Annotated in this window: 24 protein-coding genes and 1 riboswitch; of the genes, 10 read left to right on the forward strand and 14 right to left on the reverse strand. The window is 71.2% G+C overall.

The annotated features are described in order from the left end of the window. Positions 1 to 65 precede the first annotated feature (65 nt). Positions 66 to 1,400 carry a 4-aminobutyrate--2-oxoglutarate transaminase gene (gene gabT, locus QFZ82_RS12115; RefSeq protein ID WP_307713185.1) on the forward strand — a complete coding sequence of 445 codons (1,335 nt, stop codon included), beginning with the start codon at positions 66 to 68 and terminating at the stop codon, positions 1,398 to 1,400. 103 nt (positions 1,401 to 1,503) lie between these two features. Then, positions 1,504 to 2,319, forward strand: a complete 816-nt coding sequence (locus QFZ82_RS12120) for a phosphatase PAP2 family protein (RefSeq protein ID WP_307713186.1) — start codon at positions 1,504 to 1,506, stop codon at positions 2,317 to 2,319. Positions 2,320 to 2,419: 100 nt separating this feature from the next. On the opposite strand, the gene QFZ82_RS12125 is transcribed toward QFZ82_RS12120, so the two are convergent. The 6 genes from QFZ82_RS12125 to QFZ82_RS12150 form a co-directional block, all read right to left on the reverse strand. Then, positions 2,420 to 3,832 carry an FAD-binding oxidoreductase gene (locus QFZ82_RS12125; RefSeq protein ID WP_307713187.1) on the reverse strand — a complete coding sequence of 471 codons (1,413 nt, stop codon included), beginning with the start codon at positions 3,830 to 3,832 and terminating at the stop codon, positions 2,420 to 2,422. 28 nt (positions 3,833 to 3,860) lie between these two features. After that, a complete protein-coding gene (locus QFZ82_RS12130; RefSeq protein WP_307713188.1) occupies positions 3,861 to 4,658 on the reverse strand; it encodes an ABC transporter permease in 798 nt (265 codons plus the stop codon). Continuing rightward, entirely contained in the window at positions 4,658 to 5,587 is a 930-nt protein-coding gene (locus tag QFZ82_RS12135; RefSeq protein WP_307713189.1) for an ABC transporter permease, read from the reverse strand. The genes QFZ82_RS12130 and QFZ82_RS12135 overlap by 1 nt, the downstream gene beginning before the upstream one ends. Continuing rightward, positions 5,584 to 6,753, reverse strand: a complete 1,170-nt coding sequence (locus QFZ82_RS12140) for an ABC transporter ATP-binding protein (RefSeq protein WP_307713190.1) — start codon at positions 6,751 to 6,753, stop codon at positions 5,584 to 5,586. Before QFZ82_RS12140 ends, QFZ82_RS12135 begins: the two co-directional genes overlap by 4 nt. A gap of 43 nt (positions 6,754 to 6,796) precedes the next feature. Further along, positions 6,797 to 8,044: a PotD/PotF family extracellular solute-binding protein gene (locus QFZ82_RS12145; RefSeq protein WP_307713191.1), complete on the reverse strand. Its 1,248-nt coding sequence runs from the start codon at positions 8,042 to 8,044 to the stop codon at positions 6,797 to 6,799. Between the two features lie 74 nt (positions 8,045 to 8,118). Continuing rightward, positions 8,119 to 9,636, reverse strand: a complete 1,518-nt coding sequence (locus QFZ82_RS12150) for a gamma-aminobutyraldehyde dehydrogenase (protein WP_307713192.1) — start codon at positions 9,634 to 9,636, stop codon at positions 8,119 to 8,121. Positions 9,637 to 9,811: 175 nt separating this feature from the next. Between QFZ82_RS12150 and QFZ82_RS12155 the strand changes: the two genes are divergently transcribed. Continuing rightward, positions 9,812 to 10,360 (forward strand): NADAR family protein, encoded by a 549-nt coding sequence (locus QFZ82_RS12155; protein ID WP_307713193.1) that lies wholly within the window; start codon positions 9,812 to 9,814, stop codon positions 10,358 to 10,360. A 58-nt stretch (positions 10,361 to 10,418) separates the two neighbouring features. Here QFZ82_RS12155 and QFZ82_RS12160 read toward each other — a convergent pair whose 3' ends face one another. Next, positions 10,419 to 11,144, reverse strand: a complete 726-nt coding sequence (locus QFZ82_RS12160; protein ID WP_307713194.1) for a DUF4190 domain-containing protein — start codon at positions 11,142 to 11,144, stop codon at positions 10,419 to 10,421. Positions 11,145 to 11,210: 66 nt separating this feature from the next. Here QFZ82_RS12160 and QFZ82_RS12165 point away from each other — a divergent pair, with 66 nt between their 5' ends. Then, positions 11,211 to 12,281 carry an adenosine deaminase gene (locus tag QFZ82_RS12165; protein ID WP_373429273.1) on the forward strand — a complete coding sequence of 357 codons (1,071 nt, stop codon included), beginning with the start codon at positions 11,211 to 11,213 and terminating at the stop codon, positions 12,279 to 12,281. After that, complete coding sequence (locus tag QFZ82_RS12170) at positions 12,266 to 13,102, forward strand: glycerophosphodiester phosphodiesterase (RefSeq protein ID WP_307713196.1); 837 nt, start codon at positions 12,266 to 12,268, stop codon at positions 13,100 to 13,102. Before QFZ82_RS12165 ends, QFZ82_RS12170 begins: the two co-directional genes overlap by 16 nt. 150 nt (positions 13,103 to 13,252) lie before the next feature. Here the strand turns inward: QFZ82_RS12170 and QFZ82_RS12175 are convergent, their stop codons facing one another. The 3 genes from QFZ82_RS12175 to QFZ82_RS12185 all read right to left on the reverse strand — a co-directional run bounded on the left by QFZ82_RS12175 (position 13,253) and on the right by QFZ82_RS12185 (position 15,890). Next, entirely contained in the window at positions 13,253 to 13,792 is a 540-nt protein-coding gene (locus tag QFZ82_RS12175; protein WP_307713197.1) for a hypothetical protein, read from the reverse strand. 41 nt (positions 13,793 to 13,833) lie between these two features. After that, positions 13,834 to 14,358 (reverse strand): HXXEE domain-containing protein, encoded by a 525-nt coding sequence (locus tag QFZ82_RS12180; RefSeq protein WP_307713198.1) that lies wholly within the window; start codon positions 14,356 to 14,358, stop codon positions 13,834 to 13,836. Between the two features lie 92 nt (positions 14,359 to 14,450). Then, positions 14,451 to 15,890, reverse strand: a complete 1,440-nt coding sequence (locus QFZ82_RS12185) for a gamma-aminobutyraldehyde dehydrogenase (protein WP_307717697.1) — start codon at positions 15,888 to 15,890, stop codon at positions 14,451 to 14,453. 166 nt (positions 15,891 to 16,056) lie between these two features. Here QFZ82_RS12185 and QFZ82_RS12190 point away from each other — a divergent pair, with 166 nt between their 5' ends. The 5 genes from QFZ82_RS12190 to QFZ82_RS12210 all read left to right on the forward strand — a co-directional run bounded on the left by QFZ82_RS12190 (position 16,057) and on the right by QFZ82_RS12210 (position 21,169). Then, positions 16,057 to 16,572, forward strand: a complete 516-nt coding sequence (locus QFZ82_RS12190; protein ID WP_177151376.1) for an Lrp/AsnC family transcriptional regulator — start codon at positions 16,057 to 16,059, stop codon at positions 16,570 to 16,572. Further along, positions 16,557 to 17,936 carry an aspartate aminotransferase family protein gene (locus QFZ82_RS12195; protein WP_307713199.1) on the forward strand — a complete coding sequence of 460 codons (1,380 nt, stop codon included), beginning with the start codon at positions 16,557 to 16,559 and terminating at the stop codon, positions 17,934 to 17,936. Before QFZ82_RS12190 ends, QFZ82_RS12195 begins: the two co-directional genes overlap by 16 nt. A gap of 180 nt (positions 17,937 to 18,116) precedes the next feature. Next, positions 18,117 to 18,845 (forward strand): ABC transporter ATP-binding protein, encoded by a 729-nt coding sequence (locus tag QFZ82_RS12200; RefSeq protein WP_307713200.1) that lies wholly within the window; start codon positions 18,117 to 18,119, stop codon positions 18,843 to 18,845. Beyond that, on the forward strand, positions 18,827 to 19,966 hold the full coding sequence (locus tag QFZ82_RS12205) for a hypothetical protein (RefSeq protein WP_307713201.1): 1,140 nt from the start codon (positions 18,827 to 18,829) through the stop codon (positions 19,964 to 19,966). Before QFZ82_RS12200 ends, QFZ82_RS12205 begins: the two co-directional genes overlap by 19 nt. 87 nt (positions 19,967 to 20,053) lie before the next feature. Continuing rightward, the gene (locus QFZ82_RS12210) at positions 20,054 to 21,169 is read left to right on the forward strand and encodes an LOG family protein (protein WP_307713202.1); all 1,116 of its coding nucleotides are present in this window, start codon (positions 20,054 to 20,056) and stop codon (positions 21,167 to 21,169) included. A 23-nt stretch (positions 21,170 to 21,192) separates the two neighbouring features. Here the strand turns inward: QFZ82_RS12210 and QFZ82_RS12215 are convergent, their stop codons facing one another. The 4 genes from QFZ82_RS12215 to rlmN all read right to left on the reverse strand — a co-directional run bounded on the left by QFZ82_RS12215 (position 21,193) and on the right by rlmN (position 26,286). Beyond that, positions 21,193 to 22,248, reverse strand: coding sequence for an ABC transporter ATP-binding protein (locus QFZ82_RS12215; RefSeq protein ID WP_307713203.1), 1,056 nt, complete (start codon positions 22,246 to 22,248; stop codon positions 21,193 to 21,195). Further along, complete coding sequence (locus QFZ82_RS12220) at positions 22,248 to 23,864, reverse strand: iron ABC transporter permease (protein WP_307713204.1); 1,617 nt, start codon at positions 23,862 to 23,864, stop codon at positions 22,248 to 22,250. The genes QFZ82_RS12215 and QFZ82_RS12220 overlap by 1 nt, the downstream gene beginning before the upstream one ends. A 38-nt stretch (positions 23,865 to 23,902) precedes the next feature. Beyond that, entirely contained in the window at positions 23,903 to 25,000 is a 1,098-nt protein-coding gene (locus QFZ82_RS12225) for a thiamine ABC transporter substrate binding subunit (protein WP_307713205.1), read from the reverse strand. Continuing rightward, positions 24,996 to 25,116, reverse strand: a riboswitch (TPP riboswitch). (Overlaps the previous gene by 5 nt.) A 63-nt stretch (positions 25,117 to 25,179) precedes the next feature. Next, positions 25,180 to 26,286, reverse strand: a complete 1,107-nt coding sequence (rlmN, locus tag QFZ82_RS12230; protein ID WP_307713206.1) for a 23S rRNA (adenine(2503)-C(2))-methyltransferase RlmN — start codon at positions 26,284 to 26,286, stop codon at positions 25,180 to 25,182. Positions 26,287 to 26,290: the final 4 nt, after the last annotated feature.

The raw sequence follows: 26,290 nt of genomic DNA on the forward strand, positions 1-26,290 counted from the left end.
CCCTCCTCGCCCCTAGCCTGCGGAGAAAGACAAGAAGCGTCCGGATACACCCCCAGGAGCCCCGCATGACCGCAATCCCGCAGGAGCGCCGCGTCGTCACCGCCATCCCCGGCCCGAAGTCGCAGGAGCTTCAGGCCCGCCGTACGGCCACGGTCGCCGGCGGTGTGGGGTCCGTGCTGCCCGTCTTCACGGCCCGTGCGGGCGGCGGGATCATCGAGGACATCGACGGCAACCGCCTGATCGACTTCGGCTCCGGCATCGCCGTGACCTCGGTCGGCGCGTCCGCCGAGGCCGTGGTGCGCCGCGCCTCCGCGCAGCTCGCCGACTTCACCCACACCTGTTTCATGGTCACCCCGTACGAGGGCTACGTGGAGGTCTGCGAGGCGCTCGCCGAGCTGACCCCGGGCGACCACGCCAAGAAGTCCGCGCTGTTCAACTCGGGTGCCGAGGCCGTCGAGAACGCCGTCAAGATCGCCCGCGCGTACACCAAGCGCCAGGCCGTCGTCGTCTTCGACCACGGCTACCACGGCCGCACCAACCTCACGATGGCGCTGACCGCCAAGAACATGCCGTACAAGCACGGCTTCGGCCCGTTCGCCCCCGAGGTCTACCGCGTCCCGGTCGCCTACGGCTACCGCTGGCCCACCGGCCCGGAGAACTGCGGCCCCGAGGCCGCCGCCCAGGCCATCGACCAGATCACCAAGCAGGTCGGCGCCGAGAACGTCGCCGCGATCATCATCGAGCCGGTCCTCGGCGAGGGCGGCTTCATCGAGCCGGCCAAGGGCTTCCTGCCGGCGATCGTGAAGTTCGCCAACGACAACGGCATCGTCTTCGTCGCCGACGAGATCCAGTCCGGCTTCTGCCGCACCGGCCAGTGGTTCGCCTGCGAAGACGAGGGCATCGTCCCGGACCTGATCACCACCGCCAAGGGCATCGCGGGCGGCCTGCCGCTCGCCGCCGTCACCGGCCGCGCCGAGATCATGGACGCCCCGCACGCGGGCGGCCTCGGCGGCACCTACGGCGGCAACCCGGTGGCCTGCGCCGGTGCGCTCGGCTCCATCGAGACGATGAAGGAGCTCGACCTCAACGGCAAGGCCAAGCGCATCGAGGAGGTCATGAAGGGCCGCCTCGCCGCGATGCAGGAGAAGTACGAGATCATCGGCGACATCCGCGGCCGCGGCGCCATGATCGCGATCGAGCTCGTGAAGGACCCGGCGACCAAGGAGCCGAACGCGGAGGCCGCCGGCGCGCTCGCCAAGGCGTGCCACGCCGAGGGCCTGATCGTCCTCACCTGCGGCACCTACGGCAACGTGCTGCGCTTCCTGCCTCCGCTGGTCATCGGCGAGGACCTCCTGAACGAGGGCCTGGACATCATCGAGCAGGCGTTCGCAGGCATCTGACCGGGGACGACGCAGCCGCTCTGTGAAGAGAGTGTGGGGGGCCGATGGCGGGATGGGAATCCGTCTGTCGGTCCCCCCGGCCTCTGCCGTACGGTTTCTGCAGATGAGAGAAACACCCAGCTCGCGGGCAACCGCGGGCGACCCCGGGCCGGAGCCCCCCCAGCCCCGATCCGGTCGTGCCACAGCGCACACCACTGGAGCCTCACGCTCCGGAACTCCTCACCGATCGGATGGCCGCCCGCCCCAAACCCCCCGGGGCGCGCGGCGAACCGGTCCGGCCGGCCGCATCGGAACCACCCCCCCTGTTCCGATGCGGCCGGCCTCTCGGCGTCTGCGGGCCGCCGCGCTCGCGGTGTGCTGCACGCTCTTCGCACTGATCACCTGGCAGGTCGCCGCGCACGGACCGCTGCGGAGGGCGGACGAACGCCTCGGGCGCGCCGTCTTCCGCGACGTCCCCGACGCGCTGACCGAACCGCTCGCCGACCTCGGCAGCATGCCCGTCGCCCTGCCCGTGCTCGCCGCCGCCCTCGTGTGGACGCTGTGGCGCGGCGGGCGGTTGCGGCCCGTGTCGGCCACCGTGTTCGCCATGGCGGCGGTGCCCGCGCTGGTCATCCCGCTCAAGGCGTGGATCGCCCGCCCGGGTCCGCTGGAGCCGGGCACGGGCTGGTACCCGTCGGGGCACACCGCGACCGCGATGGTCGCCTACTGCGGCGCCGCACTGCTCCTCGCCCCGTACACACGCCGCCGGTGGCCGATGCCCGTCGCCGCGGTGCTCACGGTGGCGACGGGCATCGGGCTCGTGCTGCGCGGCTACCACTGGCCGCTGGACGTGGCGGGCAGTTGGTGCCTGTTCGGCGCGGTGCTGCTGGTGCTCAGCTCCATCCGGTCGGACCGGCCTCGAAGCCGCCGTCGCGGGTGAGTTCGGCGTCGGCGTCCGTCGCACGCTCTCCGCGCGAGCGCGAAGGGGCTCCTCGCCTACGCGACTTCGGTCACGTGTCACCCCGAGAGGCCGCGGCGGCTCAGCTGTCGAACCCGAGACCGAGCCGGTCCAGCGTCCGCAGCCACACATTGCGCCGCCCGCCGTTGGCGTCCGACCTGGCCAGCGACCACTTGGTGAGCCCGATGCCGGCCCAGGCGAAAGGCTCGGGCGGGAACGGCAGCGGCTTGCTGCGCACCATCGTCAACGCGGTGCGTTCGGTGCGCTCGCCGCCCAGGAGGTCGAGCATCACATCGGCGCCGAACCGGGTCGCGCCGACGCCGAGGCCGGTGAACCCGGCGGCGTAGGCGACCCTGCCGCGGTGCGCGGTGCCGAAGAACGCGGCGAACCGCGAGCACGTGTCGATGGCCCCGCCCCAGGCATGGCTGAACCGGAGCCCCTCCAGCTGCGGGAAGCAGCGGAAGAAGTGCCCGGCCAGCCTCAGGTACGTCTCGGGCCGGTGATCCAGCTCGGGGCTGAGCCGGCCGCCGAACGGATAGACCGCGTCGTAACCGCCCCACAGGATGCGGTGATCGGCGGTGATGCGGAAGTAGTGGAACTGGTTGGCGCTGTCTCCCAGTCCCTGCCTGCGCTTCCAGCCCACGGAGGCGAGCTGTTCGCTGCTGAGCGGTTCGGTCATCAGGGCGTAGTCGTAGACCGGGACGGTGTACGGACGCACCCGCTTGACCAGCGAAGGGAACACGTTGGTGCCGAGCGCGACCCGCCGGGCCAGGACACGGCCGTACGGGGTGCGTACGGCCATGCCCGGTCCGCCGGCCGCGAGTTCGAGCCCGCGGGTGTTCTCGTAGACGCGGACACCGAGGCCGAGGCACGCCTGCTTGAGTCCCCAGGCGAGCTTGGCGGGGTGCAGCATGGCGACGCCGTCGCGGTCCCACAGACCTCCGAGGAAGGTCGGCGAGTCGACCTCGGCGCGCACGGCGTCCCGGTCCAGCATCTCCAGTCCGCCGAAGCCGAGCCGGGTCGCCTCCTCGTGCAGTTCGTGCAGTTCGGCGAGCTGGTGGGGCTCGGTGGCCACGTCGATCTCGCCGGTGCGCTCGAAGTCGCAGTCGATCCCGTAGCGGGCGACGGTGTCCTCGATCGCGTCCAGGTTGCGCGCCCCGAGCTCCTCCAGCTTCGTGAGCTCGTCCGGCCAGCGGGCGAAGCCGTTGCCGAGGCCATGGGTGAGGGAGGCGGCACAGAACCCGCCGTTGCGCCCGGAGGCGGCCCAGCCCGCCTCCCGGTCCTCGATCAGGACGACGTCCCGCCCGGGGTCGCGCTCCTTGGCGAGGAGCGCGGTCCACAGGCCGCTGTAGCCGCCGCCGACGACGAGGAGGTCGCAGCGTTCGGTGCCGGTGAGGGCGGGAAGCGCGCCCGGTCTGCCGGGGTCGTCCAGCCAGAAGGGGACGGGCTGGGCGTCGGCGAGCGACGAGGCGAAGGGCATGGCGGCGGGGGCCATGGTTTCCACTCCTTAGCGGCCCGGGGGCCTACTGGGGCAGCACGGCTTTGTTGCGCCGGTTGCTGACGACCTGGCCCGCGACCACGATCAGCACGGCGACGACGAACATGGCCGTGCCGATGACGTTGATCTGCACGGGCGTACCCCGCTGGGCCGAACCCCACACGAACATGGGGAAGGTGACGGTGTTTCCGGAGTTGAAGTTGGTGATGATGAAGTCGTCGAAGGACAGCGCGAAGGCGAGCATCGCACCGGCCGCGATTCCGGGGGCGGCGATCGGCAGGGTGACCCGCAGGAACGTCTGCACGGGTCCCGCGTACAGGTCGCGGGCGGCCTCCTCCAGACGCGGGTCCATCGACATCACGCGTGCCTTGACGGCGACCACCACGAAGCTGAGGCAGAACATGGTGTGGGCGATGAGGATGGTCCAGAAGCCCAGCTGCACGCCCAGGTTGAGGAAGAGCGTGAGCAGCGAGGCGGCCATGACCACCTCGGGCATCGCCATCGGCAGGAAGATCAGCGAGTTGATCGTGCCGCGTGCGCGGAAGCGGTACCGCACGAGCGCGAACGCGATCATCGTGCCGAGGAGGGTCGCTCCGATGGTCGCCCACAGCGCGATCTGCAGGGACAGCGCGAGCGAGCCGCACAGGTCGGCGACACCGCACGGGTCCTTCCAGGCGTCGGTGGAGAACTCCTGCCAGGAGTAGTTGAACCGCCCTGCCGGCTTGTTGAACGAGAACACCGTCACGATGATGTTCGGCACGATCAGATAGGCGAGCGTGAGCAGGCCCACGACCACCACGAGGTTGCGCCTTATCCAACGCATCAGACCAGGTCCTCCGTTCCGGCCCGGCGGATGTAGACGGTGACCATGATCAGCACGATCGCCATCAGGATGAACGACAGCGCGGCGGCCGTCGGGTAGTCGAGCACCCGCAGGAACTGCGACTGGATGACGTTGCCGATCATGCGCGTGTCGGTGGAACCCAGCAGTTCGGCGTTGACGTAGTCGCCGCTCGCGGGGATGAACGTGAGCAGCGTTCCGGAGACGACGCCCGGCATGGACAGCGGGAACGTCACCTTGCGGAAGACCGTGGCGGGCGTCGCGTACAGGTCGCCGGCCGCCTCGTGCAGCCGCGGATCGATCCGTTCCAGCGACGTGTACAGCGGCAGGATCATGAACGGCAGGAAGTTGTACGTCAGACCGGTGACGACGGCGAGCGGGGTGGCGAGGACGCGGTCGCCCTCGGTCATCCCGAGCCAGCTGGTGACGTCGAGGAACCCGACGGTGTTCAGAACCTCCACCACCGGTCCGCCGTCCGCGAGGATCGTCTTCCAGGCGAGCGTACGGATCAGGAAGCTGGTGAAGAACGGGGCGATGACCAGCACCAGCAGGAGATTGCGCCAGCGGCCCGCCCGGAAGGCGATCAGGTAGGCGAGCGGGTAGCCGAGCAGCAGACACAGGACCGTGGCGGTGCCCGCGTACAGCAGCGACCGCAGGAAGTGCGGGTAGTACTCGGTCAGCGCGTCCCAGTAGGTCGCGAAGTGCCAGGTGACCTCGAAGCCCTGCTCCAGGGAGCCGGTCTGCACGGAGGTCGACGCCTGGTAGACGAGCGGGAGCGCGAAGAACACGAGCAGCCACAGGATGCCCGGCAGCAGCAGCCAGTACGGGACGAGCCGGCGGCGCACGGAGGTCTTGTGGGCCGGTGGTCCGGCGGGGGCCGGGGCGGCCGGCGGCGCCTCGGTGACGGTCATGGCGTCTCCTCCACCGTCTCCACACCCGCGACATCCACTGTCCCTGCAAGCATGGACTGGGCTGCGTCGAGACCGAAGGTGTGCTCGGGATTCCAGTGCAGGACGACCTCGGCGCCCGGTACGAGCCCTGCCCGGTGCTCCACGTTCTGTGCGTAGACCTCGAGCGCCCTGCCCGCGGGGCTCTCCACGACGTACTGCGTGGAGACGCCGATGAAGGAGGAGTCCACGATCCGGCCGGTGACGGCGTTCCGGCCGGCGGCGACGGAGTCGGCCTCGTCGGCGGCGGTGAGGGAGATCTTTTCGGGGCGGACGCCCACCAGCAGCCTGCCGCCGGTGCGCACCGCGTCGGGACAGCGGTCCGCGGGCAGGCGCAGCTTGCCGCCGCCCGCAGTGACGACGACCTCGTCGCCGCTGCTGTCCACGACTTCCGCCTCGATGAGGTTGGAGGTGCCGAGGAAGTTGGCGACGAAGGTGGTGCGGGGGTTCTCGTAGAGCTCGGCGGGTGCGCCGAGCTGCTCGACCCGGCCGCCGTTCATGACCGCGACCGTGTCGGCCATGGTCATGGCCTCCTCCTGGTCGTGGGTGACATGGACGAAGGTGATGCCGACCTCGGTCTGGATGCGCTTGAGCTCCAGCTGCATCTGGCGGCGCAGCTTCAGGTCGAGCGCGCCGAGCGGCTCGTCGAGCAGGAGGACCTGAGGGTGGTTGATCAGCGCGCGGGCGACGGCGACGCGCTGCTGCTGGCCGCCGGAGAGCTGGTGCGGCTTGCGGTGGGCGAAGTCGCCGAGCTGGACGAGGTCGAGCATGTCGCCGACCTGTTTCTTCACGGATTTCACGCCGCGGCGGCGCAGTCCGAAGGCGACGTTCTCGTAGATGCTCAGGTGCGGGAAGAGCGCGTAGCTCTGGAAGACGGTGTTGACCGGGCGCTTGTGCGGCGGCAGGGCCGTGACGTCGCGCGCGCCGAGCGAGACGGTTCCGGTGGAGGGGTCCTCCAGGCCGGCGATCATGCGCAGGGTGGTGGTCTTGCCGCAGCCGGACGCGCCGAGCAGGGCGAAGAACGACCCCTGCGGGACGGTCAGGTCGAGCGGGTGGACGGCGGTGAAGGAGCCGTAGGTCTTGCTGATCCCGGAGAGGCGGACGTCGCCGCCCTCTGTCTTCTCAGTCATGGGTCGCGGTCCCAGGTGTGTCGGGTCGTCAGGGCAGGGGCGGTCAGGCGCCGATGAGCTTGGCGAACTTCTCTTCGTACGCCGTCTCTTCCTCGCTGCTGAGCGAACGGAAGGAGTGGGACTTGGCCGCCATGGCCTCGTCCGGGATGATCAGCGGGTTCTCGGCCAGCGCGGGATCGATCTTCGCCAGTTCCGGGCCGACTCCGGCGACCGGGGTGACGTAGTTGATGTACGCGGCGAGCTTCGCGGCCACCGGCAGCTCGTAGTAGTAGTCGATCAGCCGCGTGGCGTTCTTCCGGTGCCGCGCCTGGGCGGGGACCAGCAGGTTGTCGGTGGCCGTCATGTAACCGGCGGCGGGGATCGCGTAGCGGATGTCGGGGTTGTCGACCTGGAGCTGGATCAGGTCGCCGGCCCAGGCGATGCAGGCGGCGATGTCGCCCTTGTCGAGGTCCGATGTGTAGTCGTTGCCGGTGAAGCGGCGGATCTGCTTCTTGTCGACGGCCTTCTGGAGCCTGCCGAGCGCGGCGTCGTAGTCGGCGTCGGTGACCTTGACCGGGTCCTTGCCCATGTCGAGGAGGGTCATGCCGACCGTGTCGCGCATCTCGGTGAGGAAGCTGACCCGGCCCTTGAGCCTCGGGTCGTCCAGCAGCTGGGTGACGGAGTCCACCTTGCGGCCGCCGGTGGCCTTGATGTTGTAGGCGATGACGGTGGGGATGCCCGTCCAGGGGTAGCTGTAGGCGCGGCCCGGGTCCCAGTCGGGACTGCGGAACTGCTGGGAGAGGTTGGCGTAGGCGTTCGGCAGCAGTGAGGGGTCGAGCTTCTGCGCCCAGCCGAGGCGGATGATCCGCGCGGCCAGCCAGTCGGTGACGTTGATCAGGTCGCGGCCGGTGTCCTGCCCGGCCGCGAGCTGCGGCTGGATCTTGCCGAAGAACTCGACGTTGTCGTTGATGTCCTCGGTGTACTTGACCGTGATCCCGGTGCGCCGGGTGAACTCCTGCAGCGTCGGACGGCTCTTCTCGTCCTCGCTGATGTCCATGTACTCGGTCCAGTTGGAGAAGGTCAGCCGCTTCTCCTTGTCCGAGAAGTCGTCGGAGCCCTCGGCCCCGGCCTCGCGCTTGGCCGGCGGGATGCCGCAGGCGCTCAGCAGGCCGGCGCCGCCGGCCGTGAGTGCGCCGATGCCGGACGCGCGCAGCAGTGAACGGCGGGAGAGGGCACCCCGCCCGTTGGTCAGGCTGCGCCGCATCGCGGCGATCTGCGCCGCCGAGAGGCGCTCGGACTCGTACTGCTCCATGACGCTCTGCCCTTTCGGGTGGGTTCGGCCGCTTGTCACGCGGCCTGACACCACGCGGCGGTAGCCGCATGTCGTTACGGACGGTCCCCGAAGATCGTGCGGTGCCAGTCCTTCCTGGCGATCGCGGTGTTGTCGTACATGACGTGTTTGACCTGCGTGTACTCCTCGAAGGAGTACGCCGACATGTCCTTGCCGAAGCCGGATGCCTTGTATCCGCCGTGCGGCATCTCGCTGATGATCGGAATGTGGTCGTTGACCCAGACGCAGCCCGCCTTGATCTCCCGGGTGGCCCGACCGGCCCGGTAGACGTCGCGGCTCCAGGCGGAGGCGGCGAGTCCGTAGGGAGTGTCGTTGGCTAGGGCGATGCCCTCGTCGTCGGTGTCGAAGGGGAGCACGACCAGGACGGGGCCGAAGATCTCGGACTGGACGATCTCGCTGTCCTGAGCGGCCCCTGTGATCAGCGTAGGCCGGTAGTACGCACCGCGCTTGAGGTCGCCCTGGGGCGCTTCGCCGCCGGTGACGACGGTGGCGTAGGCGCGCGCCCGGTCGACGAAACCGGCGACGCGGTCGCGCTGGAGGTGCGACACGAGCGGGCCGAGGTCGGTCGCGGGATCGAGGGGGTCCCCGAGCCGGACCGTGGCCATCAGGTCGGCGACGGCGGCGACGAAGGCGTCGTACAGCGGCCGCTGCACATAGGCGCGGGTGGCCGCCGTGCAGTCCTGGCCCGAGTTGATGAGGGAGCCCGCGACCGCGCCGTGGGCGGCGGCCTCGACGTCGGCGTCGTCGAAGACCACGAAGGGGGCCTTGCCGCCGAGTTCGAGGTGCAGCCGCTTGACGCTCGCGGTGGCGATCTCCGCGACGCGCTTGCCGACGGCGGTGGAGCCGGTGAACGAGGTCATGGCGATGTCCGCGTGGCCGACCAGGTGCTCGCCCGCGTCCCTGCCCGCCCCGTTGACGATGTTGACGACGCCGTCGGGGATGCCCGCCTCCGCGGCGGCCTCGGCGAACATCAGCGAGGTGAGCGGGGTGATCTCGGCCGGCTTGAGGACGATGGTGTTACCCGCCGCGATCGCCGGGAGGATCTTCCAGGCCGCCATCTGGAGCGGGTAGTTCCAGGGCGCGATCGAGCCGACCGTCCCGATGGGCTCGCGCCGTACGTACGAGGTGTGGTCGCCGCTGTACTCACCGGCCGACTGGCCCTGGAGGTGGCGGGCGGCCCCGGCGAAGAAGGCGGTGTTGTCCACGGTTCCGGGGACGTCGAACTCGGTGGTGAGCTTGATCGGCTTGCCGCACTGGACGGACTCCGTGTGCGCCAGGTCCTCTGCCCGGTCGGCGAGCACGCCCGCGAACCGGTGCAGCGCGTCCGAGCGTTCGCCCGGGGTGGCGCCGGCCCAGCCGGGCAGCGCCTCACGCGCGGCGGCGACGGCGGCGTCGACGTCCGCGGCCGACGCGAGCTCGTAGGTGTGGACGGTCTCGCCCGTCGCCGGGTTCACCACGTCCTGCGTACGGCCCGAGGTGCCGGATCGAAGCCGTCCGCCGATGTACTGCGTGCCGGCCGCGAAGCGGTCCCGCATCGGGTGGCCGTTGCCCATGATGCTCTCCGTTGTTCCAGCTCGAAGTGAGTGCTGATCCTGGCAGAGCGTGACCCATGCAACAAGGGATTCCGTTGTTGCCTTTTGATTACGCGACGGAATCGGTCGACCAAGTGTCGCGTCAGCGAGGCCGTCCCCCGACGGACTGTCGGGGGCGGCTGACAGACTCGCGTGTATGGGGAGAGACGAACTGATCAAGCTGGCCGCCGAGGGACAGCGAATCAAGTACCTGCACTTCTGGGGGCATGCGCCGCGCCGCGACGGCCGGATCGGAGCGAGCTGCCTGAGTCAGTGGTGGCCCTCGCCGTTCGAGGTCGACGGCGTGCGGTACGCGACCGCGGAGCACTGGATGATGGCGGCCAAGGCCCGGCTCTTCGGGGACGCGGAGGCGGAACACCGGGCACTGGAGGCGAAGAGCCCCGCCGAGGCGAAGAAGGCGGGGCGGCTGGTGCGCGGCTTCGACGAGGCGATATGGCGGCGCGAGCGGTTCACGATCGTGCGCGCCGGCAGCGTCCAGAAGTTCGGCCAGGACGCCGCGCTGCGGGACTTCCTGCTGGGCACCGGCGACCGGGTGCTCGTGGAGGCCAGCCCGGTCGACCGCATCTGGGGCATCGGGCTGGCCGCGGACGACGAGCGGGCGCAGGACCCGGCGCGCTGGCGCGGGCTCAACCTGCTCGGATTCGCGCTGATGGAGGCGCGTGAGGAGCTGCGGGGCCAGGGTTAGGCCCCGGTGCGGCGGGCCCTCGCGGGCGAGGGCCCGCCGGCGTCACGGGCGGGCGACGTCAGCGAGTGACGTCGACGACCAGGTGGTTCGAGTAGCTGTCGTAGTCGTAGTCGTCCTGCCTCTTCTTCTCCTCGTTGATCGCCGTGGTGATGCCCCAGGCGACGAGGGCGATGAAGATGAGGCCGAGAACGATGCCGATGGAACCGAGGATGATGCCGGACAGCGCCATGCCGCCGTTGGTGGCCTCGCCCCGCTGGGCCCGCTTGCGCCCGAGGATGCCGAAGATCAGCGCGAGCACGCCGAGGATGATGCCGACGATCCCGTACAGGCAGAACAGGCACACGGACAGGATGCCGAGCACCATCGCGGTGATGCCCATGCCGTTCGCCGGGCTCGGCGTCCAGCCCGGGTTCGGTCCGGCGTACGGCGCGTAGCCCGGGTAGGCGGCGCCGTACGGGTCGGAGGGTGCGCCGAAGCCCTCCGTGGGTGCGCCGAAGCCGCCCGCGGCGCCGGAGGCGGGGGGCTGGGGCAGGCTCGCGGCGGCCGGGTAGCCGTAGCCGGGCGCGGGCCCGCCCGGCGCGACCGGGGGCGGCGGCACGGAGCCGGTGTCGCCGGGCATCCCGATGACCGTCGGCTGGTCGTGCACGCTCGGCTGCGTGGGTGCGGACTGCGGCTTGTCCAGCGGCACCCTGTCCTGCGGAGCCCCGCCGGCCGGCGGGGCCCACGGGTCGTTCGGCTGGGGCGCGCCCGCCGGCCCGCCCTGGTTGCCGTGGTTGTCAGACATGGATCTCCCCCATAGGTGGTCCGGTCATGCTACGACCTCGGTCCCGGCCCCGACCGGCCGCCTACGATGATCCCCTCACCAGGCGCGGCGCATCGCACACGGAGGTACCCGATGACCGATCTGCACCCCTTCATCGCAGGGCTGCCCAAGGCCGAACTGCATGTGCACCACGTCGGATCGGCCTCGCCCCGCATCGTCGCCGAACTGGCCGCGAACCACCCCGACTCCAAGGTGCCGACCGACCCCGAGGCCCTGGCCGACTACTTCACCTTCACCGACTTCGCGCACTTCGTCGAGGTCTACCTCTCGGTCGTGGACCTGGTCCGCACCCCGGACGACGTACGGCTCCTCACCTTCGAGGTGGCCCGCGACATGGCCCGGCAGAACATCCGCTACGCGGAGCTGACGATCACTCCGTTCTCCTCGACCCGCCGCGGCATCGAGGAAAAGGCGTTCATGGCGGCGATCGAGGACGCCCGCAAGGCGGCCGAGAGCGAGCTCGGGGTCGTGCTGCGCTGGTGCTTCGACATCCCGGGCGAGGCGGGCCTGGAGGCGGCCGAGGAGACGGCGCGGCTCGCGGTGGACCTGCGCCCGGAGGGCCTCGTGTCGTTCGGGCTCGGCGGTCCCGAGATCGGCGTGCCGCGCCCGCAGTTCAAGCCGTACTTCGACCGCGCGATCGCCGCGGGCCTGCACTCCGTGCCGCACGCGGGCGAGACGACGGGACCGCAGACGGTCTGGGACGCGCTGAACGACCTGCGTGCCGAGCGCATCGGCCACGGCACCAGTTCCCCGCGGGACGCGCGGCTGCTGGCGCACCTCGCCGAGCGGCGCATCCCGCTGGAGGTCTGCCCCACCTCCAACATCGCCACCCGGGCGGTCGTCGACCTCGACGAGCACCCGGTCAAGGAGATGGTCGCGGCGGGTGTGCTGGTGACGATCAACAGCGACGACCCTCCGATGTTCGGCACCGACCTCAACAACGAGTACGCGGTCGCCGCCCGCCTGCTCGGCCTCGACGAGCGCGGTCTGGCCGACCTCGCGAAGAACGCGGTCGAGGCGTCGTTCCTGGACGCGGCGGGCAAGTCCCGTATCGCCGCCGAGATCGACGAGTACACCGCCGCATGGCTCGCCCGCTGAGCGGACTGACCCGGGCCGTGGCTCAGCAGGCCAGGGGGCGTTGGGGATTTCTGTCCGGTGGTGGGTTTGCCCGGGGCCGGCCACAAGGGCGGGACGGGGACCTTCCCGGGGACCCGCGTCCGGTCACCGTCGTCGCCCACCGCGGCGACCCCTACCGGGCGCGGGAGAACACCCTGCCCTCGCTGCGGTCGGCGATCGAGCACGGGGCGGACGCGGTCGAGATCGACGTACGGCTGACCCGGGACGGCGTGCCCGTGCTGCTGCACGACGACTCGCTGAAGCGGCTGTGGGGGCGCGACGTGCCGCTCGCGCGGCTGACGCACGCCGAGATCGAGTCCCTGACCGGCGGCGGTGTGCCGACGCTGCGGCAGGCGCTGGCCGAGGCGGGCGAGCACCGTCTGATGATCGATCTGCCCGGCGCCACGGCGGAGTCGGTGCGCACCGTGGTGGGCGCCGTGCGCGCATGCGGCGCCGGTGAGCGGGTGTACTACTGCGCGGGACCGGCGGCCATGCTCGCCGTCCGGTCCGCGGACCCGTCGGCCGAGCTCGCGATGACCTGGACGACGCTCGCCCCGCCGCGCCCGGTGCTGCTGGACGCGGTGCGGCCGCGCTGGCTGAACTACCGGTTCGGTCTGATCGGGCGGGAGTTGACCGACCGGGTGCACCGGCAGGGCATGCTGGTGTCGGCATGGACCGCGGACACCCGGCGCACGATGCGCCGGCTGGTCGCCTGCGGTGTGGACTCGATCACCACCAACCGTGTGGACGCGCTCGGCGCCGTACTGCGCGAGGCGCGGCTCTCGCAGGGACTCCGCAGGTGACCGGACGGCTCGTCACCGGCACACGCCGCCGGACGCCACGCCGTCCGGCAGCCCTCTCGTGCTGACGCGTCCGACGCCGGAGCCGGGCGGCGAGGGAAGTGACGGACCGCCCGAGCCGTCGGTGCCCCTGGGGGCCGTACCGGCGGCGCGTCAGGCGCCCGCCGGGGCCGGTACGGTGGCCGGCCCCGCGGCGCCCAGTGCCTCGAGTCGCTTGATCCTGCGGCGCACGGCGTACAGCGGGATCATGCCGAAGACCCCGAAGGACATGTCGATGACGGACCACCAGAAGGGGATCCCGCGGACCGGACCGCAGATCAGCGCGAGCGGGATGATCCCGGCGCACGCGATCATGCCGAACTCGACCACCCAGATGTTGCGCACCGGATCGCGGTAGGGCCCGTAGAAGGCGACCGCGATCACCAGGTGCGCGAAGGCCAGCCAGTCGGTGCCGTACAGCACGAAGGGATAGGCCTCTTCGGTGGCGTCGAGCCCCTCGCGCACCCGGCCGATCCACTCCGCGAGGCCGGGCAGGTGCTCCGGGACGGGCGAGGCGGCGGAGTTCAGCAGCCCCTCCAGCCAGCGGAGTTCGGTGACGAGCGGAAAGGCGGTCGCGCCGCTGAGCACCAGGCACACGACGAAGAAGACCAGCCACACGCGTATCCCCCGCAGGAGGGCTTGTCGCTCACTCATGGCGTCACACTACGCGAGAAGTGAACGTGTTCAAAAGCGGGTCACGCGGTGACTCTCCTGGCGATCAGGTGCGAGACGGCGGTGGCGCCCGCGGCCAGGGCGAGACCGAGCGCCGCGTCCCGCGCCCGAGCGGGCCGCAGCACCCCGGCGCTCCGCAGCCGGCCCCGCGCCCAGAGGGTGAACGGCACTACGATCAACGGTGAGGTCACCGAGCCCGGGGTGTAGCCGCGGACGGCGGCCGCCTGGGCGAGATGGACCAGCCCGTGCAGCCCGAAGCCGTCCAACGCGCCCTGGTAGAAGCCGGACCGGCCGCCCGAGCGGTGACCGGCGACGGCGGCGGAGCCGACGATCGCGGCCATCACGCCCACGGCGGCCGCGAACTCGCGCTCGTCGACCGCCTCCATCGCGCGCCACACGCACTCCGGCACCTGCGGGAACCGCTCGCGCAGCGCGGGCACGTTCTCGCGCAGCCAGCGCGGTCCGGTCGCCAGCTCCTCGGCGTCGTGGAGGGCCCAGGCGGCCAACAGGCCATATGTGACAAGGGGGTTCAGGCGGCCATCGCTCATGATCGCCAGTCTGCCGCACCCGGGCGCCTCGGGTACGGAGAAGGGGCGGAGCGGGGAAACCTCCCCGCTCCGCCCCTCGCGACCGGGCGCGATCAGCCGTCCAGCGACGTCATCACGTGCTTGATCCGCGTGTAGTCGTCGAACCCGTACGCCGACAGGTCCTTGCCGTAGCCCGACTTCTTGAAGCCGCCGTGCGGCATCTCCGCCACCAGCGGGATGTGCGTGTTGATCCAGACGCAGCCGAAGTCCAGCGACTTCGACATGCGCATCGCGCGCGCGTGGTCCTTGGTCCACACCGACGACGCCAGCGCGTACTCCACGCCGTTCGCCCACTCCAGCGCCTGCGCCTCGTCCGAGAAGGACTGGACGGTGATCACCGGGCCGAAGACCTCGTTCTGGATGATCTCGTCGTCCTGCTTGAGGCCGGAGACGACGGTCGGGGCGTAGAAGTAGCCCTTGTCGCCCACGCGGTGGCCGCCCGCCTCGACCTTGGCGTGCGCCGGCAGGCGGTCGATGAAGCCGGTGACCTGTGCCAGCTGGTTGGCGTTGTTGAGCGGGCCGAAGAGCACGTCGTCGTCGTCCGGCGCACCCGTCTTCGTCTCCGACGCGGCCTTCGCCAGCGCCGCCACGAACTCGTCGTGGATCGACTCCTGCACGAGCACGCGCGTGGCCGCCGTACAGTCCTGGCCGGCGTTGAAGAAGCCCGCGACCGAGATGTCCTCGACGGCCTTGGCGATGTCGGTGTCCTCGAAGACCACGACCGGCGCCTTGCCGCCGAGCTCCAGGTGGACGCGCTTGACGTCCTTGGCGGCGGATGCGGCGACCTGGATGCCGGCGCGGACGGAGCCGGTGATGGAGGCCATCGCCGGCGTCGGGTGCTCGACCATCGCGCGGCCGGTCTCGCGGTCGCCGCAGATGACGTTGAAGACGCCCTTGGGCACCACGGAGCCGATGATCTCGGCGATCAGCACGGTCGACGCCGGGGTGGTGTCGGACGGCTTGAGCACCACGGTGTTGCCCGCGGCGAGCGCCGGGGCGAACTTCCAGACGGCCATCATCATCGGGTAGTTCCACGGCGCGACCTGGGCGCAGACGCCGACCGGCTCGCGGCGGACGATGGAGGTCATGCCCTCCATGTACTCGCCCGCGGAGCGGCCTTCCAGCATGCGCGCGGCGCCCGCGAAGAAGCGGATCTGGTCCACCATCGGCGGGACCTCTTCGGTACGGGTCAGCCCGAGCGGCTTGCCCGTGTTCTCCGACTCGGCCGCGATCAGGTCCTCGGCCCGCTCCTCGAAGGCGTCCGCGATCTTCAGGAGCACCTTCTGGCGCTCGGCGGGCGTGGTGTCACGCCAGGCGGGGAACGCGGCGGCGGCGGCCTCCATGGCGGCGTCGACGTCAGCCTGTCCGGAGAGCGGCGACGTGGCGTACACCTCGCCTGTGACGGGGTTGACGACGTCGATGGTCCGGCCGTCGGCGGCGTCCCTGAACTCCCCGTTGATGTAGTTGCGCAGACGACGCAGCTCGGTGGTCACTGTTGCCACCCCTCCTGTCAGATGTCCGATGGGTGAGACACCCCACCCTAATCGCTTCTGCGACGTTTTCAACAGGCCTGACCGCCCCCAACTTCGGATTCAGTGAGATTCGATCGCCTGAACAACGAATTTCATCACTCAGGGCTTGCCAGATCGACGGGTACCGGTGCAGAGTGAGCTCGTGGCCAGTCGTAGCGCAGACTCCAGGAACCAGGTCGGCAGCGGTTCGTCGTCCCCGACGATCGACGCTGTCTCCCTCGCGATCATCGAACAGCTTCAAGAGGACGGGCGCCGTCCGTACGCGGCGATCGGCAAGGCCGTGGGCCTTTCCGAGGCGGCCGTGCGACAGCGCGTCCAGAAGCTGCTCGATCAAGGCGTGATGCAGATCGTCGCCGTCACGGACCCGCTCACCGTGGGCCTGCGACGCCAGGCGATGGTCGGCATCAAGGTCGAGGGAGACCTCGACCCCGTGGCGGATGCGCTCACGGCCATGGCCGAGTGCGAGTACGTGGTGATGACCGCGGGCTCCTTCGACCTGATGGTGGAGATCGTCTGCGAGGACGACGACCACCTGCTCGAAGTGATCAACAAGCGGATCCGTGCGCTCCCCGGCGTGCGCTCCACCGAGAGCTTCGTCTACCTCAAGCTCAAGAAGCAGACCTATATGTGGGGAACCCGATAGCCGTGAGCAAGGACCTCTCCAAGACCGCCTACGACCACCTGTGGATGCACTTCACCCGCATGTCGTCGTACGAGAACGCACCCGTGCCCACCATCGTTCGTGGTGAGGGCACCTACATCTTCGACGACAAGGGCAAGCGCTACCTGGACGGCCTCGCCGGCCTCTTCGTGGTCCAGGCGGGCCACGGCCGCAAGGAGCTCGCCGAGGTCGCTGCCAAGCAGGCACAGGAGCTGGCGTTCTTCCCGGTGTGGTCCTACGCCCACCCGAAGGCCGTAGAGCTCGCCGAGCGCCTCGCGCACCACGCCCCCGGCGACCTCAACAAGGTCTTCTTCACCACCGGAGGCGGCGAGGCCGTCGAGACCGCCTGGAAGCTCGCCAAGCAGTACTTCAAGCTCCAGGGCAAGCCGACCAAGTACAAGGTCATCTCCCGTGCGGTCGCCTACCACGGCACCCCGCAGGGCGCCCTGTCCATCACCGGCCTGCCGGCCCTCAAGGCCCCCTTCGAGCCGCTGGTCCCCGGCGCGCACAAGGTGCCGAACACCAACATCTACCGCGCCCCGATCCACGGCGACGACCCCGAGGCCTTCGGCCGCTGGGCCGCCGACCAGATCGAGCAGCAGATCCTCTTCGAGGGCCCCGAGACCGTCGCCGCGGTCTTCCTGGAGCCCGTGCAGAACGCGGGCGGCTGCTTCCCGCCCCCGCCCGGGTACTTCCGGCGCGTCCGCGAGATCTGCGACCAGTACGACGTGCTGCTGGTCTCCGACGAGGTCATCTGCGCCTTCGGCCGCCTCGGCACGACGTTCGCCTGTGACAAGTTCGGCTACGTGCCGGACATGATCACCTGCGCCAAGGGCATGACCTCGGGCTACTCCCCGATCGGCGCCTGCATCGTCTCGGACCGCCTCGCGGAGCCGTTCTACAAGGGCGACAACACCTTCCTGCACGGCTACACCTTCGGCGGCCACCCGGTCTCCGCGGCCGTGGGTCTCGCCAACCTCGACCTCTTCGAGAACGAGAAGCTCAACCAGCACGTACTCGACAACGAGGGCAACTTCCTGTCGACGCTGCAGAAGCTGCACGACCTGCCGATCGTCGGCGACGTCCGCGGCAACGGCTTCTTCTACGGCATCGAGCTGGTGAAGGACAAGGTCACCAAGCAGTCCTTCAACGACGAGGAGACCGAGCGCGTCCTGTACGGCTTCCTCTCCAAGGCGCTGTTCGACGCCGGTCTGTACTGCCGGGCCGACGACCGCGGCGACCCGGTCATCCAGCTGGCGCCGCCGCTGATCTCCGACCAGTCGACCTTCGACGAGATCGAGCAGATCCTGCGCTCGGTCCTCACCGAGGCCTGGACGAAGCTCTAGCCTCCCCGGCTCCGCACGAACGGCCCGTGTACCCCCATCCGAGTGAGATGGGCGGTGCCCGGGCCGCGTGCTTCCCCGGACCCCGGCAGTGACTCCCTAGCGTGCCCAGTGACCGATCGGCCCTGTCTTCGTTCCCCCGTAAGGGGGGCCGGAAATCTGATCAGAACCGAGGTGTACGCGATGGTGGTCCCGCCGGACAACGACGTGATCTGGGCTCGTTCCCTGCACCACTCCCACCGCGGCTCCCCGGCGCTCGTCGGGGTGTCGCTCGGAGTACGCGAGGGCGAGATCCTCGCCGTGCACGGAGCGCGCGGCAGCGGAAAGACCACGCTCCTGCGGTGCCTGTCCGGCCAGCTCGTACCGCAGGAGGGCGAGGTGTGGTTCAACAGCACCCCCATCCACACGATGCCCCCGCTCCGGCGTGAGCGGCTGCGGCGCGACCGCTTCGGCTGGATCGACCCCGAACCGACCCTCGTTCCCGAGCTGCGCGCGTGGGAGAACGTCGCCCTGCCGCTGCTGCTGTGCGGCGCCTCCCACCGCTCGGCCAGGAGGACCGCTCTGGAGTGGATGGACCGCCTGGACGTCGGGGCCGCGGCGGACAAGCGGTCGCACGTCCTCGTCCGGGCCGAGCAGCAGCGCGTCGCCGTCGCCCGCGCACTCGTCACCACGCCGTCCGTGCTCTTCGCCGACGAGCCGACCGCGACGCTGCACAGCGCCGACCGCGCCCATGTGCTGCGTACGGTGGCGGCCGCCGCCAGGTCCCACCGCATGACCATGGTCCTCGCCACGCACGATGCCGACGTGGCCGCCCTCGCGGACCGCGTGATCGTGCTCGCCGACGGCCGCCGGGCCGGCTCCCCGCAGGCGGCCGAGGCGGAAGGCCGGGCCGCGTGCTCGCTCTCCGTCTGACCCGCGGCGCCCACGCCCTCGTCCAACTGCGGCGGCTCCTGGTCGCCGCGGCGTCCGCGGGCGTCGGCTTCCTGATGCTCTGGACTCTCACGTACGCGCTGTCCCATCCCGCCGACTCCCGCACCGCGATCCAGCAACTGCTGTGGTGCGCGATCCCGCTCGCGGCGACCGTGTACTTCGCCGTCGCCGTCGCCCGCACCGACCCGGGCACCCGGCCGCGGTCCGGCCTGTCGGCCGTCGGTCTCGGACCGGCCGGGCTCACGGTGGTCGCCGCGGCGACGACGGCCGTCGCGGCGACGCTGGGGAGCGTGGTCGCGCTGCTGTTCTTCCTGCATCTGCGGGGCGATCTGAGCGGGCTGCCGTTCGACGGAGCGGCCGCCGACCTGCTCGCGGCCGACCACCCGTTGCCGCCCGGCGCCGTGCTGACGCTGCTGTCGCTCGTCCCGGTGACCGCGACGGCGGCCGCCGCGATCGCGCTGCGCCCCCGGCCCGCCGCCGAGGACGAGGCGCCCACCTCGGCGCCCACCGGGCTGCCGTGGGGAGTCGCCATGATCGCCGGCGGCCTCGCCGTCGAGACGTACGCGAGCGGACGGCCCCCCGGGCATGCGCTCGCCCTGCCCGGCCCGATCGGCGGTCACCCGGCCGGGGTCCTCGCCGGCTGGGTGCTGGCCGCGGCCGGCCTGTGGCTTGCGGGACCGGCCCTGACGCATGTGTGCGGCCGTCTCCTGCAGGCAGTGCGGCCCGGTGCGACCCGTCTGCTCGCGGGCCGCATCCTCATGGCGGAGGCCCGCTGTGTCGGCCGCCCGCTCGGCGTGGTGTGCGCGGTGGCCTCGGGGGCGCTCGCGGTGACCGCACTCCACGGGGACGCGTCCCGCCCCTGGGGCCCGATGACCGCACTGGGCGCGACGCTCGTCGTCGCCTGCACGACGGCCTCGCTGCTCACCGCAGCGCTGGAGGTCCGGCAGTCGCGCACCGACACGACCGAGGCCCTGCTGCGTCTGGGTGCGCACCCGGCGGCGCTGCGCCGGGCCGCGTGGCTGCGCGCGGGGGCCCTGCTGCTGCTGTTCGCGCCGCTGACCCTGACGTTCGCCACAGTGGCGGCCGCGCCGCTGAAGGGCTGACGGCCCCTTCGTTCCGTCCCTCGGAGCCTTGCGGGCCCGCCCCTCCCCGCGGCGTGGTACGCACCACGCGCGGCCTATCGTGGGCCCATGACGCACCCCGAGCCGCAGGCGGAGCACCGCGAGATCGAGTCACTCGAGGAATTCGACCGGCTGGTCTCCCGCGGCTCGCTCGCCGGATTCCGCGTCCAGTCCGTCGACCTCACCCAGCGCACGTCCGTGCTGTTGTCCGCGGACACCGACCGGGCCGTGTTCCTCGGCTGCCCGATGGAGCCCGCGGCCGCGGCGAAGGTGCGTGCCGACGGGGCGCTCGTCTTCCCACCCGTGCCGGACCTGCCGTTCGACCCGTACCGCGGCCGTCTCTACACCGCGGATGAGCTCTTCGCCGGGCTCGACGGCGGATACGCGGCCACTCCGGACGCCCTCGCCTACGACTGGTTCCAGCGCACCAGGGCCGACGGCGACGTCTTCGCCTCGATGCTCCGCTCGATCCACGACGACGCCCTCTCGGACGCCCTCGACGAACTCCTCGCCGACGCCCGCGTGGTGGGGGTGATGGGCGGCCACGCGATGGGCCGGGGCACCGAGGCGTACGCCGGCGCGGCACGGCTCGGCCGCGCTCTCACCCGCTCAGGGTTCACGGTGGCGACCGGGGGCGGACCGGGTGCGATGGAGGCCGCCAACCTCGGCGCGTACGCCGCTCCGCACTCCGACGAGATGCTGGAGGACGCCCTCCAGTTGCTGGCGAAGGCACCCTCCTTCATGCCCTCGGTGACCGACTGGGCGCAGGCCGCCTTCGAGGTGCGTGCCCGCTGGCCGCAGGGCGCCGGCTCGGTCGGCATCCCCACCTGGTTCTACGGGCACGAGCCGCCGAACGCGTTCGCGGAGCACATCGCCAAGTACTTCGCCAACGCCACACGCGAGGACGGTCTGCTGGCCCGCTGCGACGCGGGGGTGGTCTTCCTGCCGGGCGCGGCCGGAACGGTGCAGGAGATCTTCGACAACGCGACCCCGAACTACTACGGGTCGCGCGGCGAACCGACCCCCATGGTGCTCGTCGACCGCGCCCACTGGACCGGCCATCTGCCCACCTGGCCACTGCTGCGCTCGCTCGCCCGGGGGCGGGCCATGGAATCGCGGATCGCTCTCGTGGACTCGGTGGAGGAGGTACCCCAGGCGCTGCTGCGGCTGGGGGCCGGCGCGTAGGCGACGGCGCCGGAACCTGTGGATCAGTCGCCGGGCTCCAGGACCACCACGTCGTCCGCGGCGAACACGACGCCCACGCGCGCCCCTTCGCCCGGCGCGTCCCGCAGGGAGCACTCGGCCTCCAGCACGGGCCCTTCGGCGGGCCGCAGGCGCAGGGCGACGTGGTTGCCGCGGAAGGTCCGCGCGACGACCGTGGCCGCCGTGCCCTCGCCCGGCTCCACGACGTGCACGCCGGACGGCCGTACGAGCAGGGTGCGTTCACCCTGCGGCGAGCAGTCCGGGACGGGGATCTTGCCCCAGGGAGTGTCGGCGGCCGCGCCGCCGATCGTGGCCGGCACGACGTTGTCGAAGCCGAGGAAGCGTGCGACGAACTCCGACGCCGGGCGCTGCCACACCTCCAGCGGCGTACCCGTCTGGGCGATGCGCCCCTCCTGCATGACCACGACACGGTCTGCGAGCGCGAAGGCCTCCCCCTGGTCGTGGGTGACGGCGAGGACCGTGGTCCCCAACCGGCCGAACAATCCGCGCAGTTCGACGACGAGCCGCTCGCGCAGCCCGCGGTCCAGCTGGCCGAGCGGCTCGTCGAGCATCAGCAGCTTGGGCTCCGGCGCCAGCGCCCGGGCGAGCGCGACCCTCTGCTGCTCACCGCCGGAGAGCGCGGCCACGGACCGCCGCTGCGCCCCCGGCAGCCCGACGAGCTCCAGCAACTCATCCACCCGGCGGCCCTGTTCCCCCCGGCCCGCGCGAGGCGTCTCCCCGGCCCCGGAAGGACGCATGCGCAGCCCGAAGGCGACGTTGCCCGCCACGTCGCGGTGCGGGAAGAGCTGATGGTCCTGGAACATCAGCCCCACGCCCCGACGGTGGACCGGCACCCCTGCCTGGTCGGCGCCCGCGAGCAGCACCCGGCCCGTGTCGGCGCGCTGGAGTCCGGCGACCACCCTGAGCAGCGTGGACTTGCCGCTGCCGCTCGGTCCCAGCACGCAGACGATCTCGTGTTCGGCGACCTTCAGGTCCACCGCGTCGAGGGCGGTCCGCGAACCGAACCGTACGGTGACGCCCTCGAGTTCCAGCAGCGCCATCAGAACTCCTCGGAGGTGGTGTCGGTACGGATGCGTTCGAGGAGGAGCAGCGCGGCGGCGCACACCACCATCAGGATCGTGCCGAGGGCCATCGCCTGCCCGTAGTTGAGCTCGCCGGGCCTGCCCAGCAGCCGGGCGACGGCGACGGGCAGCGTCGGCTGGTCGGGCCGGGCGATGAAGACGGTCGCCCCGAACTCGCCGAGCGAGACGGCGAACGCGAACCCCGCCGCCACCAGCAGCGCCCGGCTCACCAGCGGCAGATCGACCTCGCGCCAGGCGCGCAGCGGCGACGCGCCGAGCACGGCCGCCGCCTCGCGCAGCCGGACGTCGACGGCGCGCAGGACGGGCAGCATGGTCCGTACGACGAAGGGCACCCCGACCAGCGCCTGCGCGAGCGGCACCAGCATCCACGAGCCGCGCAGATCGAGCGGCGGCTCGTCGAGCGTGATCAGGAACCCGAAGCCGACGGTCACCGCGGAGACTCCGAGGGGCAGCATCAGCAGCGCGTCGAATCCGCGGACCAGACGGCCGGCCCGCCGGGTGAGGGCGGCCGCCGCGAGCCCCCCGACCAGCACCGAGACGGCGGTCGCGACGAGCGCGTACTCCAGTGAGTTGGCCACGGCGTCGATCGGCGGGACGAGGAAGGCGCCGCCCGTCTCGTCGAGCACGGTGAGCGCGCGGTAGTAGTCGAGTCCGTAGCCGCGGGGGGTGTCGAAGGACCGCTCGACCAGCACGCCGAGCGGCGTGATCAGGAGCAGGGCGACGGTGACGAGCACCCCGCACAGCACGGTCCACTGGGCGGCTCCGCGCGGACGGCGGGCGGTACCGGCCGGATCCACGAGCCTCAGCGCGCCCTCGCGGCGCCGCACGGCCCGGGCGTGGACGGCGAGGACGACGCCGACGGCCACGAACTGCAGCATGGTGAGCACGGCCGCCGTCGGCAGGTCGAGCATCTCGGCCGTCTGCCGGTAGATCTCCACCTCGAGGGTGGAGAAGGCCGGGCCGCCGAGGATCTGCACGACGCCGAAGGAGCTGAAGGTGAACAGGAAGACCAACAGTGCCGCCGCGCCGACGGACGGCGCGAGCGCGGGGAGCGTCACCCGCCGCCAGGCCGTCAGCCGGCCCGCGCCGAGCACCCGCGCGGCCTCCTCCTGACGCGGGTCGAGCTGCGACCACAGGCCGCCGACGGTGCGGACGACCACCGCGTAGTTGAAGAAGACGTGCGCGAGCAGGATGGCCCAGACCGTGGTGTCCAGGCGCACGCCCCACAGCTCGTCGAGCAGTCCCCCGCGTCCCAGCAGGGCGAGGAAGGCCGTGCCGACGACGACCGTCGGAAGCACGAACGGCACCGTGACCACGGCGCGCAGGAGGCGCTTGCCGGGGAAGTCGAGCCGGGCGAACACGTAGGCGCCGGGCAGGGCCACGAGCAGGGTGAGTGCGGTGGAGGCGAGCGCCTGCCAGGTGGTGAACCACAGGACGTGCAGGATGTCCGGACGTCCGAGGACCTCGCCGAACCGCCCGAACTGCCAGGCGCCCTCGACGCGCAGGCCGCGGCCGACGATCGCGGTGACCGGGTAGGCGAAGAAGACGGCGAAGAACGCGACGGGGCCGGCCATCAGGGCGAGCCGCGCCGCGTTCCCCCGCAGGGACTGCCTTACTTCAGGACGAGCGAGGACCACGACCGGACCCACTGCTCACGGTTCTCGGCGATGGTGCCGGGAGCGACGGTCTCGGGCTTGTCGACGACCACACCGTGCTCGGTGAACAGCTCGGGCAACTTCGCGCCCTCGACCACGGGGTTGACGAACATGGTGAGCGGCATGTCCTCCTGGAACGTCCTGGTGATCAGGAAGTCCAGCAGCGCCTTGCCTCCCGCCTCGTTCTTCGCGCCCTTGAGCAGACCGGCGAACTCGATCTGGCGGAAGCAGGTGCCGGTCGCGACACCTGTGGGCGCCTCGGCGGGCCGCGGGTCGGCGTAGAGGACCTCGACCGGCGGGCTCGAGGCGTACGAGACGACGAGGGGACGGTCGGCGCCCGCCTTCTTGCCGCCGGCGGAGCCGGAGAAATCCTCGTTGTACGCCTGCTCCCAGCCGTCGACGACCTTGACGCCGTTGGCCTTGAGCTTCTTCCAGTAGTCCTGCCAGCCGGACTCGCCGAACGCGCCGACGCTGCCGAGCAGGAAGCCGAGGCCGGGCGAGGACGTCGCCGGGTTCTCGACGACGAGCAGGTTCTTGTACTCGGGCTTCGCGAGGTCGGCGAAGGTCTTCGGGGGCGCGAGCTTCTTGTCGGCGAAGAACTTCTTGTCGTAGTTCACGCAGATGTCGCCGGTGTCGACGGGCGTGACCCGGTGCTTGTCCGCGTCGAGCCGCGCCTCGTCCGCCACCTGGTCGAGCCCCTTGGCCTCGTACGGCGTGAACAGGTCGTTGTCGAGGGCGCGGGAGAGCAGGGTGTTGTCGACGCCGAAGAAGACGTCGCCCTGCGGGGAGCCCTTGGTGAGGATCTCCTTGTTGAGCGCGGCGCCCGCGTCCCCGCTCTTGAGGACCTTGACGGTGTACCCGGTCTGCCGGGTGAACTCCTTGAGGACGGCGTCGGACGCCGCGAAGGAGTCGTGGCTGACGAGGGTGACGGTCTTTGAGGCGCCGCCGGTGCCGGACCCGGAGTCCTCGGACTGCCCGCCGCAGGCCGCGAGGGCGGTGACGCCGAGGGCGGCGGCGAGCGCCGTGCCGGTGGCACGCCGAAGCTGGCTGTTCATGATGGTGCTGACTCCCTACGCCGGTATGACCCGGATCAGGTCCGAGGGTCTGCGGCCCCGGGGCGTCCTGCGCCCTGCCGCACTCTCAGCGCTGCTGCGCTCCCCTGTCGGAATGTTTCGTTGTTCATTTGTGCGAACGCACAGGGCACAGTATCAGCCGCCCGGCCGACGGCCCTTGGTCACCGCTCCTGCGCCGCCAGCTGCCCGCACGCGCCGTCGATCTCCTGCCCTCGGGTGTCCCGGACGGTGACCGGCACACCATGGGCCGCGATGGCCTCGACGAACGCCTTCTCGTCCTCCGGCCGCGATGCCGTCCACTTGGAGCCGGGCGTCGGGTTCAGCGGGATCAGGTTGACATGGACCCTCTTGCCCTTGAGGAGCCGGCCGAGCAGATCGCCGCGCCACGCCTGGTCGTTGATGTCGCGGATCAGCGCGTACTCGATGGAGATCCGGCGCCCGGACTTCTCCGCGTACTCCCATGCGGCGTCGAGGACCTCGCGGACCTTCCAGCGGGTGTTGACCGGGACGAGGGTGTCGCGCAGCTCGTCGTCCGGCGCGTGCAGGGAGACGGCGAGGCGGCACTTGAAGCCCTCGTCGGCGAAGCGCAGCATCGCGGGGACGAGGCCCACCGTGGAGACGGTGATGCCCCGCTGCGAGAGGCCGAGGCCGTCCGGCTCGGCGTCGGTCAGCCGGCGGATGGCGCCGACGACCCGCTTGTAGTTGGCGAGCGGCTCGCCCATGCCCATGAACACGATGTTGGACAGCCGGGCGGGGCCCCCGGGTACCTCTCCGTCCCGCAGGGCCCGCATGCCGTCGACGATCTGGTGCACGATCTCGGCGGTGGACAGATTGCGGTCGAGACCGGCCTGCCCGGTCGCGCAGAACGGGCAGTTCATCCCGCAGCCCGCCTGCGAGGAGATGCACATCGTGACGCGGTCCGGATAGCGCATGAGGACGGACTCGACGAGCGTGCCGTCGTGGAGGCGCCACAGCGTCTTGCGGGTGGTGTCGTCGTCGCAGGAGATGTGCCGCACGACCGACATCAGGTCGGGCAGCAGCTCCGTGGCGAGCTTCTCCCGCGCGGAGGCGGGGATGTCGGTCCACTGCGCCGGGTCGTGCGCGTACCGCGCGAAATAGTGCTGGGACAGCTGCTTGGCGCGGAACGGCTTCTCGCCGATCGCGGCGACGGCGTCCTTGCGCTCGGCGGGTGAGAGGTCGGCAAGGTGCCGCGGGGGCTTCTTGGCTCCGCGGGGCGCGACGAAAGTGAGTTCTCCGGGCTTGGGCATGGTG

Source organism: Streptomyces sp. V4I23 (genome assembly GCF_030817975.1).
Lineage (GTDB): Bacteria > Actinomycetota > Actinomycetes > Streptomycetales > Streptomycetaceae > Streptomyces.

Coding starts and splice junctions, on each gene's coding strand:
- gabT (WP_307713185.1), top strand. CDS start 66: ATGACCGCAATCCCGCAGGAGCGCCGCGTCGTCACCGCCATCCCCGGC.
- QFZ82_RS12120 (WP_307713186.1), top strand. CDS start 1,504: ATGAGAGAAACACCCAGCTCGCGGGCAACCGCGGGCGACCCCGGGCCG.
- QFZ82_RS12125 (WP_307713187.1), bottom strand. CDS start 3,832: ATGGCCCCCGCCGCCATGCCCTTCGCCTCGTCGCTCGCCGACGCCCAG.
- QFZ82_RS12130 (WP_307713188.1), bottom strand. CDS start 4,658: ATGCGTTGGATAAGGCGCAACCTCGTGGTGGTCGTGGGCCTGCTCACG.
- QFZ82_RS12135 (WP_307713189.1), bottom strand. CDS start 5,587: ATGACCGTCACCGAGGCGCCGCCGGCCGCCCCGGCCCCCGCCGGACCA.
- QFZ82_RS12140 (WP_307713190.1), bottom strand. CDS start 6,753: ATGACTGAGAAGACAGAGGGCGGCGACGTCCGCCTCTCCGGGATCAGC.
- QFZ82_RS12145 (WP_307713191.1), bottom strand. CDS start 8,044: ATGGAGCAGTACGAGTCCGAGCGCCTCTCGGCGGCGCAGATCGCCGCG.
- QFZ82_RS12150 (WP_307713192.1), bottom strand. CDS start 9,636: ATGGGCAACGGCCACCCGATGCGGGACCGCTTCGCGGCCGGCACGCAG.
- QFZ82_RS12155 (WP_307713193.1), top strand. CDS start 9,812: ATGGGGAGAGACGAACTGATCAAGCTGGCCGCCGAGGGACAGCGAATC.
- QFZ82_RS12160 (WP_307713194.1), bottom strand. CDS start 11,144: ATGTCTGACAACCACGGCAACCAGGGCGGGCCGGCGGGCGCGCCCCAG.
- QFZ82_RS12165 (WP_373429273.1), top strand. CDS start 11,211: ATGATCCCCTCACCAGGCGCGGCGCATCGCACACGGAGGTACCCGATG.
- QFZ82_RS12170 (WP_307713196.1), top strand. CDS start 12,266: ATGGCTCGCCCGCTGAGCGGACTGACCCGGGCCGTGGCTCAGCAGGCC.
- QFZ82_RS12175 (WP_307713197.1), bottom strand. CDS start 13,792: ATGAGTGAGCGACAAGCCCTCCTGCGGGGGATACGCGTGTGGCTGGTC.
- QFZ82_RS12180 (WP_307713198.1), bottom strand. CDS start 14,358: ATGAGCGATGGCCGCCTGAACCCCCTTGTCACATATGGCCTGTTGGCC.
- QFZ82_RS12200 (WP_307713200.1), top strand. CDS start 18,117: ATGGTGGTCCCGCCGGACAACGACGTGATCTGGGCTCGTTCCCTGCAC.
- QFZ82_RS12210 (WP_307713202.1), top strand. CDS start 20,054: ATGACGCACCCCGAGCCGCAGGCGGAGCACCGCGAGATCGAGTCACTC.
- QFZ82_RS12215 (WP_307713203.1), bottom strand. CDS start 22,248: ATGGCGCTGCTGGAACTCGAGGGCGTCACCGTACGGTTCGGTTCGCGG.
- QFZ82_RS12220 (WP_307713204.1), bottom strand. CDS start 23,864: ATGGCCGGCCCCGTCGCGTTCTTCGCCGTCTTCTTCGCCTACCCGGTC.
- QFZ82_RS12225 (WP_307713205.1), bottom strand. CDS start 25,000: ATGAACAGCCAGCTTCGGCGTGCCACCGGCACGGCGCTCGCCGCCGCC.
- rlmN (WP_307713206.1), bottom strand. CDS start 26,286: ATGCCCAAGCCCGGAGAACTCACTTTCGTCGCGCCCCGCGGAGCCAAG.